Genomic DNA, 8,159 nt, shown 5'->3' on the forward strand with positions numbered 1-8,159 from the left:
ACCTCATTGTTGCTTATTTTTTCTTACGACGTGCTTTCTTTTTCACACTTTTATCTTTATAAAATGGCTTATGCTTACTGTTTCCAGATTTGTCATTATTACGTTGATTTTTACCTTTACGTTGCTTACCTTTTTTCTTATGACCTTTATCATCAGATTTCGATTTATCTAACGATTTACCACGCGTTTTAGCTTGAATGGTCTTACCTCGCGCTGGGCGCTGTGATCGATCATTTTTCGGTAAAGGCATACCAACAATTTGAAAATCAATTAAGCGTTCATCTACATCTACGTGCGTCACTTTAACTTTCACTGTGTCACCAATTCTAAATACTTTAGCTTGACGTTCACCAATTAATGCCATTTGACGCTCTTCAAAACGATAATAATCATCGGTCATATTTGCAATATGAACCATACCTTCAATCGTATTTGGTAATTCAATGAACATACCAAAGTTCGCAACAGAGCTGACAATACCTTCAAACTCATCGCCAATATGTTGAATCATATATTCAGCTTTTTTCAATTCATCAGTATCACGTTCTGCTTCAATAGCACGACGTTCACGTTTAGAAGTATGCTCAGCTAACTCAGGCAATTTGTCTTCCCAACGCTTCACTTCTTTATTATCCATTGATTTTTCAATTAAATACTTACGGATTAATCGATGAACAGTTAAGTCAGGATAACGTCTAATAGGTGATGTGAAATGTGTATAATATTCAGCTGATAAGCCGAAATGACCTAAGTTTACATCATCATAATGCGCTTGTTGCATTGAACGTAACATCATTGTTGAAATGACCATTTGTTCTGGGCGCCCCTCTACTTCTTCTTGAACCTTTTGAAGTGTTGTAGGGTGTATATCTTCGCCAGTACCTTTAATCATAATGCCAAAGTTTGTAATAAAATCAAAGAATTGTCTTAAGCGATCTGTTTTAGGCTGCTCATGTACACGATAAATAAATGGTACGTCTAACTTACTAAAATGTTCAGCAACTGTTTCATTTGCAATTAACATAAATGACTCAATAAGACGTTCGCCTTCACCACGTTGTCTCAATTGAACATCTGTAGGTATACCATCTTCGTTAACTAGTACTTTCGCTTCGCTAATATCAAAATCAATTTCACCACGGCGTTTTCTCATTTGAATTAAACGATTTGATAAATCTTGTGCTAAATCTAGCATAGGCGTAATTTCATTATACTGCTCTCGAATCGTAGAATCCTTTTCAGTAATAATCTGATTTACCGCATCATACGTCATTCGATAATTAGAATGAATCACACTATCAAAGATTTCATGTTTTACAACGCGACCACTATCATCAATTTCCATGCGACAACTTAACGTTAAACGATCAACATTAGGATTTAACGAACAAATACCATTGCTTAATCGATGTGGAATCATCGGAATCACTCGGTCAACAAGATAAACACTTGTAGCTCTATCATAAGCTTCTTTATCTAAAGCTGAATCTTCAGTTACATAATAGCTGACATCAGCAATACTAACCGTTAACTCCGTATGACCATTTGACAACTTTTTAACACTGATTGCATCATCTAAGTCTTTAGCATCCGCACCATCAATAGTGATAGTCAATTCATCACGTAAATCATGACGACCTTTAATTTCATTATTTTCAATATGATTAGGTACTGCTTCAGCTTCATGTAATACATCATCTGGAAATTCAATTTCAATACCGTGTTGATAAATTATAGATAAAATATCTACACCTGGATCATTTTTATGTCCTAAAATTGCTGAAATATGCCCTTCAGGATTATCTGAACCATCAGCATACTTAGTGATTTGAACAAGCACTTTATGACCATCAACTGCACCTAAACTTTGGCCTTTAGGAATAAAAATATCTTGCATAATACGTTTATCATCTGGAATTACAAAACCGAAATGTCTTGCTTCACTATACGTGCCAACAACTTGTGTTACAGAATGTTTTTCAATTGATTTAACTTCCCCTTCAATCTTACCTTTATGTTCACCTTTAGATTGATGTATTTCTACAACTACAGTATCTCCATCTAAGGCTCTATTAATTTTCGTTGGGGGAATAAATATATCTTCCATTTCTTCATTTTCAGGTCTTAGGAATGCAAAACCTTTTTTATTTTGGCTTAATGTTCCTTTAATTAATTTCGAATGACCTTTCGAATTATGCTTTTTTTGGTATCTATCTGTTTTTGTACGTTCAATTAATCCTGATTGTTCTAATTCTACAAGCACCTTAATTAAATCTCTAAATGAGTCGGCACTACTTAAACCTAATGCATCTTGAAAATCTGACACAGACATCGGTTCATATTCAGGTTGATTAATAATGTTTTCTATTGATTGCTTTAAATTCATTATGCCCCTCCTTTCTAATATTAAAATCTCTTTTTATTCTGACCACTCTAGTGACTCTAAAAATTGATAAATATCTTCAAAAACTTGTTCCTTTTCTTTATCAATTGTAATAACATGTCCTGACTGACTATACCACTTGATATCTTTTTCATCAGAATCTACATGTTCATATATATAATTTGCGGATTGTGGATCAATCATTTTGTCGTTTTCAGCTTGAATCACTAAAATTGGATCAAACACCTCTTCAACTTGCCCTTTAATTGTATCTAATGCTTCACTTAGTTCTTTTAAAGTTTCTGTTGGTTTAAAATGATTCATTTCATTATCAATAGTCTCTTGATCTTTACCTTCATACTTTTTAAAATTACGTGCATACTCTAAAAAGCCTTCGTAAATGGTACCTTCAGTTTTGCCACCCATTGGTGCACACATCGTTACAATACCCTTTACATCTCGGTTTAAGCTTAATTTTAAGGCAAAATCACCACCCAATGATAATCCAGCTACAACAATTTCATCATAACCTTGTTCAACAAGATAATCATAACCATCTAACGCATCTTTAAACCAAACGAAAGGACTAGATTTCAGTATTTCCTCCGGTGGTGCTGCGTGACCTTCATATTGAGGTGCATACGAAGTATACCCCTTTTTTTGTAAAAATCGACCTAATTGACGTACATCAGACGAATTGCCTGTAAATCCATGTAATAATAACACGGCACGTTTGCCTTCTTCAAAAAAGAAAGGTTTTGGTAATTTTATCTGCATAAATCTAACGCTCCCTTTGCATACTTAACTAGGCTATATATTTTACATAGCTTATTATTAAACTATTACATTCTTAATTATAAATAAAAAAGCCCGACATTTACATCGCCGGACCTTACATACCAAGATAACTTATGCAAATCATAAGTACAAAAAATAATATTGATAAAATAATTGTTAATCTATTTAAGAATAAATCGACGCCACGTTGTTTTTGTTTACCGAATAACTGCTCAGCACCACCACTGATGGCACCTGAAAGTCCACTGCTTTTACCTTCTTGGAGTAGTACAACAGTTATTAATGCAATACAATCAATGATTAATAATACGATTAAAAATGTATGCATAAATTGTCCTCCGTTCCTTATATACGACAAGTAGTATATCATATTTTTATTGTTAAAATCAATTTTCTAGCGATTAAATGTACTTTTACGCTTAATTGAAACAACAAGCATATAAATTGCAAGTGCCGTTGATCCAATAATAACGATTAAGATTGGTAATGTTAAATATGCACCATGTGCTGCTTTTATAGCCTGTACTGTGATTGATAAATTTATAATAGTAAATAAACTATTTGAAACATATACCGCAAACATAAACCACCATACGTATGTGTGACGATTCCAAATTGTGATGAAGCCTGCTAAGTAAGCTAAAATGTACATAATTCCTGTGAATCTAAAACTATTTAAAATATAGTCAACAGCTTTGTCAGATGTGTTTTGATTCGTAAGACTGAGTAATGCTTTAGCTGTCGCATTATCAAGTGAAACAAAATAATGAATGATTAGTAGTATTGAAAATATGATTGAAGCTACTGCTATGAAGCGCCCTGTTTTAATTTCTTTATTTGTTATATCAGCCATCCATTTACTCCTCATCTATATTAATACCGTCTTTAAAAAGACAGTCCCTTATTTAAAATTTAAATAAATGATTAAAGTTCTCTTTACACCTATTTCATCTAAACCTAATTATACCAGTTTCATAATACAAGTTAAATATATGTTATGGGCTATCTCACGATTTATCAAGCCCCTAATGATTAATGATTTGATACTATAAAAATAAAAAACCTACCACAGTCTCAACTCTGTGGCAGGCTATAAATTTAAGCGTGAACTTATTTAAACGTGAACTCAAAATCTTTATTTATTTTATACCGTCATAATAATCCTCAACTAAAATTATGTCAGCATTTGATTATAAAGAAAATTATTTATCTAAGTTGTAGAATGATTTGATACCATCATATTTAGCAGTTTCAAATAATTCATCTTCGATACGTAATAATTGATTGTATTTAGCAATACGGTCAGTACGTGATAATGAACCAGTTTTAATTTGACCAGCGTTTGTAGCAACAGCGATATCAGCAATTGTAGTATCTTCTGTTTCACCTGAACGGTGAGAAACTACTGCTGTGTAACCAGCTTTTTGAGCCATTTCGATTGCATCGAATGTTTCAGTTAATGTACCGATTTGGTTAACTTTGATTAAGATTGAGTTACCAATTCCGTTTTCAATACCTTTAGCTAAAATTTCAGTGTTTGTTACGAATAAATCGTCACCAACTAATTGTACACGGTCACCGATACGTTCTGTAAGTTGTTTCCAACCATCCCAGTCGTTTTCATCCATACCGTCTTCAATTGAAATGATAGGATATTTGTCCACTAATTGTTCTAAATAGTCAACTTGTTCTGCAGCTGTACGTTTTGCACCGTGCTCGCCTTCGAACTTGCTGTAATCATATACACCATTTTCATAGAATTCTGATGAAGCACAGTCAAATCCTAAGAATACTTCTTCACCTGGTTTGTAACCAGCTGCTTCGATAGCTTGGATAATTGTTTCAACAGCATCTTCAGTACCTTCAAACTTAGGAGCGAAACCACCTTCGTCACCTACTGCAGTTTCTAATCCACGTTTGCTTAAAATTGATTTTAAGTTGTGGAAAATTTCAGTACCCCAACGTAATGATTCTTTAAACGTTGTAGCCCCTACAGGTAAAATCATGAATTCTTGGAAAGCGATTGGAGCATCTGAGTGAGAACCACCATTTACAATATTCATCATTGGCACTGGTAATTGTTTACCGTTAAATCCACCTAAATATTTGTAAAGTGGTTGACCTAATAAGTCAGCTGCTGCACGAGCTACTGCAATTGAAACACCTAAAATAGCATTAGCACCTAATTTACCTTTGTTTGGTGTACCATCTAATGCAATCATCATTTTGTCGATAGATACTTGATCTAATACTGAAAATTCACCTTCAATAATTTCTGGTGCGATGATTTCATTAACGTTTTCAACGGCTTTAGTAACACCTTTACCTAAGTAACGTGCTTTGTCTCCATCACGTAATTCAACGGCTTCATGTTCACCAGTTGAAGCACCTGATGGTACTAATGCACGACCAAATGCGCCACTTTCAGTTAATACTTCTACTTCAACAGTTGGGTTACCACGAGAGTCTAAGACTTCGCGAGCGTAAACATCTGTAATAATTGGCATGTTTATAATCTCCTTTAAATAGATATTCTATAATTATTATAGCTTTATTCTTTCATTTAACAAAATGATATTACTATTAATTTCAAAAAATAAGTGTCATTAAGCGTTTACTTAACATCTTTTACAACATTAGTGTTTAATTAATGATTCACCAGTCATATCTTCTGGTTGTTCAACATTTAATAAATCTAATAATGTTGGTGCTAAGTCACCTAGACGTCCAGTTTCACGTAATGTAACGCCTTCTTTTGTTACTATTACTGGTACTGGATTTGTCGTATGCGTAGTCATTGGTTGGTCATCATCAGTTAATACTTGATCTGAGTTACCATGGTCAGCAGTTATGATTGCATAGCCGTCCATTTCTAAAATCTTATCAACTACTTCACCTAAACATTCATCAACCGCTTCAATCGCTTTGATTGTAGGTTCAAGCATACCACTATGACCGACCATATCTGGGTTAGCAAAGTTTAAAATAATTAAGTCCAAGTCACCTTTGTTTAACTCTTCTATTAATGCATCTTTAACTTCGTAAGCACTCATTTCTGGTTTCAAGTCATATGTTGCAACTTTAGGTGAATCGATTAAACGACGACGTTCACCTTCAAATTCCTCATTACGTCCACCACTCATAAAGTATGTTACGTGAGGATATTTTTCAGTTTCAGCAATACGTAATTGTGTCAAATTATTATTTTGCGCAATTTCACCAATTGTATTATTTAAATCGACTTTTTCGAAAACAATTGCTGCATCAATATTGTCGTTATACTTAGTGAACGTTGCATAGAATAAGTCTTTAACTTGTTCAACTTTAAAACCTTCAAATGCTCTGTTTGCAAAAATTTCCGATAATTGAGCTGCTCTATCTGGTCGGAAATTATAGAAGATTACTGCATCTCCATCATTAACACCGTTATTTTGATTTTCAACGATGAATGGTACTACGAATTCGTCTGTTAAGCCTTCAGTATAACTTGCTTCTACACCTTCTTTTGCAGTTGCAAATGTTGGCGCGTCAAAGTTACGAATTGCATTGTAAGCTTTTTCTTCACGTTCCCAACGTTTGTCACGGTCCATCGCGTAATAACGACCAGACACAGATGCAAATTGACCAATTCCTAATTCTTTGAATTTAGCTTCAGTCTCTTCGATATATTTTAAGGCAGATTTTTGATCTACGTCACGACCATCTAAAAATGCGTGTACGTAAACTTTTTCAACACCTTGTTTTTTAGCAAGTTCTAACAAAGCGAATAAATGTTTGTAATGGCTGTGTACGCCTCCGTCAGACAATAAACCAAAGATGTGTAAAGCTGAATCATGTGAATTCACGTGTGCAATCGCATTATTTAAAACATCATTTTCAAAGAAATCGCCGTCTTCAATTGATTTATTGATTCGAGTTAAACTTTGATAAACGATACGTCCTGCACCGATATTCATATGACCTACTTCAGAGTTACCCATTTGTCCTTCAGGCAGACCAACATCTAAGCCACTCGCTTCGATTTGAGTTGTTGGGTATTTATTGTAATAACGATCAAAATTAGGTTTATTCGCTAATTTAACCGCATTACCATGTTCGCTTTCGCGGTTCGCAAAACCATCTAAAATAATTAACGCAGTTGGATTCTTAGCCATGATTATTTTGCACCTTCTAACAATTGTACGAAATCTTCAACTTTAAGTGACGCGCCACCTACTAATGCACCATCGATATCAGTTTGTGCCATATATTCTTTTATGTTGTTAGGTTTTACACTACCACCATATTGAATTCGTGTAGCTTCTGATACTTCTTTGCTTGATAGGTCAGCAATTGTTTGACGTACAAATGCACACATTTCATTCGCATCTTCAGATGTTGATGATTTTCCAGTTCCGATTGCCCAGATTGGCTCATAAGCAATTACAGTTGCTTTAAGTTGATCTTCAGATAAACCTGCAACAGCTTTCTTAACTTGTTCACCTACAACATCGTTAGCTTTGCCACTTTCACGTTCTTCATCTGTTTCACCAACACAAATAATTGGAGTCATACCATGTTTGAAAATCGCATGTGCTTTTTTATTAATTTCTTCATCTGTTTCATGGAATAATTCACGACGTTCAGAATGTCCGATAACAACGTATTTCACGCCTAAATCAGCTAATGCAACAGGTGATGTTTCGCCCGTAAATGCACCATTATCTTCGAAATACGTATTTTGAGCACCTATTTCTAAACCTTGTGCTTTTCCTTCTTTAACTGCAGTAGTTAATGCATCTAATTGAATTGCTGGTGCACAAATTACTGATTCTACTTCTTTTGAATCTGGTAATGTTGGCAATGCATTAACGAAGTCTTTAGCTTCTTTTACTGTTTTGTTCATTTTCCAGTTACCAGCTATTATTGGTGTTCTCATTAAAGACACTCCTCGTATAATAAATTTTAGTTTTCTAAATTAGTAGTTTGATTTGGATAT

Annotated in this window: 7 protein-coding genes; all 7 read right to left on the bottom strand. The window is 34.1% G+C overall.

The window, feature by feature from the left end:
- Nucleotides 1-13 precede the first annotated feature (13 nt).
- The 7 genes from rnr to tpiA all read right to left on the bottom strand — a co-directional run bounded on the left by rnr (nt 14) and on the right by tpiA (nt 8,099).
- Nucleotides 14-2,386, bottom strand: coding sequence for a ribonuclease R (rnr, locus tag CD116_RS00645; RefSeq protein WP_047551328.1), 2,373 nt, complete (start codon nt 2,384-2,386; stop codon nt 14-16).
- Between the two features lie 33 nt (nt 2,387-2,419).
- On the bottom strand, nt 2,420-3,160 hold the full coding sequence (locus tag CD116_RS00650) for an alpha/beta hydrolase (RefSeq protein WP_047551325.1): 741 nt from the start codon (nt 3,158-3,160) through the stop codon (nt 2,420-2,422).
- Between the two features lie 115 nt (nt 3,161-3,275).
- A complete protein-coding gene (secG, locus tag CD116_RS00655) occupies nt 3,276-3,509 on the bottom strand; it encodes a preprotein translocase subunit SecG (RefSeq protein WP_000556760.1) in 234 nt (77 codons plus the stop codon).
- A gap of 66 nt (nt 3,510-3,575) precedes the next feature.
- Complete coding sequence (locus CD116_RS00660; protein ID WP_047551323.1) at nt 3,576-4,034, bottom strand: hypothetical protein; 459 nt, start codon at nt 4,032-4,034, stop codon at nt 3,576-3,578.
- 349 nt (nt 4,035-4,383) lie between these two features.
- Nucleotides 4,384-5,688: a surface-displayed alpha-enolase gene (gene eno, locus CD116_RS00665; protein ID WP_047447852.1), complete on the bottom strand. Its 1,305-nt coding sequence runs from the start codon at nt 5,686-5,688 to the stop codon at nt 4,384-4,386.
- A gap of 129 nt (nt 5,689-5,817) precedes the next feature.
- Nucleotides 5,818-7,335, bottom strand: a complete 1,518-nt coding sequence (gpmI, locus tag CD116_RS00670) for a 2,3-bisphosphoglycerate-independent phosphoglycerate mutase (RefSeq protein ID WP_047551319.1) — start codon at nt 7,333-7,335, stop codon at nt 5,818-5,820.
- Nucleotides 7,336-7,337: 2 nt separating this feature from the next.
- Complete coding sequence (gene tpiA / locus CD116_RS00675) at nt 7,338-8,099, bottom strand: triose-phosphate isomerase (protein ID WP_047430080.1); 762 nt, start codon at nt 8,097-8,099, stop codon at nt 7,338-7,340.
- Between the last annotated feature and the right edge of the window lie 60 nt (nt 8,100-8,159).

Origin of the sequence: Staphylococcus schweitzeri (assembly GCF_002902405.1) — a bacterium.
In the GTDB taxonomy this organism is placed as follows: Bacteria; Bacillota; Bacilli; order Staphylococcales; family Staphylococcaceae; genus Staphylococcus; species Staphylococcus schweitzeri.

Excerpts from the sequence above, each read along its gene's own strand:
- CD116_RS00650 (WP_047551325.1), bottom strand. The coding sequence starts at position 3,160 with ATGCAGATAAAATTACCAAAACCTTTCTTTTTTGAAGAAGGCAAACGT.
- eno (WP_047447852.1), bottom strand. The coding sequence starts at position 5,688 with ATGCCAATTATTACAGATGTTTACGCTCGCGAAGTCTTAGACTCTCGT.
- tpiA (WP_047430080.1), bottom strand. The coding sequence starts at position 8,099 with ATGAGAACACCAATAATAGCTGGTAACTGGAAAATGAACAAAACAGTA.
- gpmI (WP_047551319.1), bottom strand. The coding sequence starts at position 7,335 with ATGGCTAAGAATCCAACTGCGTTAATTATTTTAGATGGTTTTGCGAAC.
- secG (WP_000556760.1), bottom strand. The coding sequence starts at position 3,509 with ATGCATACATTTTTAATCGTATTATTAATCATTGATTGTATTGCATTA.
- rnr (WP_047551328.1), bottom strand. The coding sequence starts at position 2,386 with ATGAATTTAAAGCAATCAATAGAAAACATTATTAATCAACCTGAATAT.
- CD116_RS00660 (WP_047551323.1), bottom strand. The coding sequence starts at position 4,034 with ATGGCTGATATAACAAATAAAGAAATTAAAACAGGGCGCTTCATAGCA.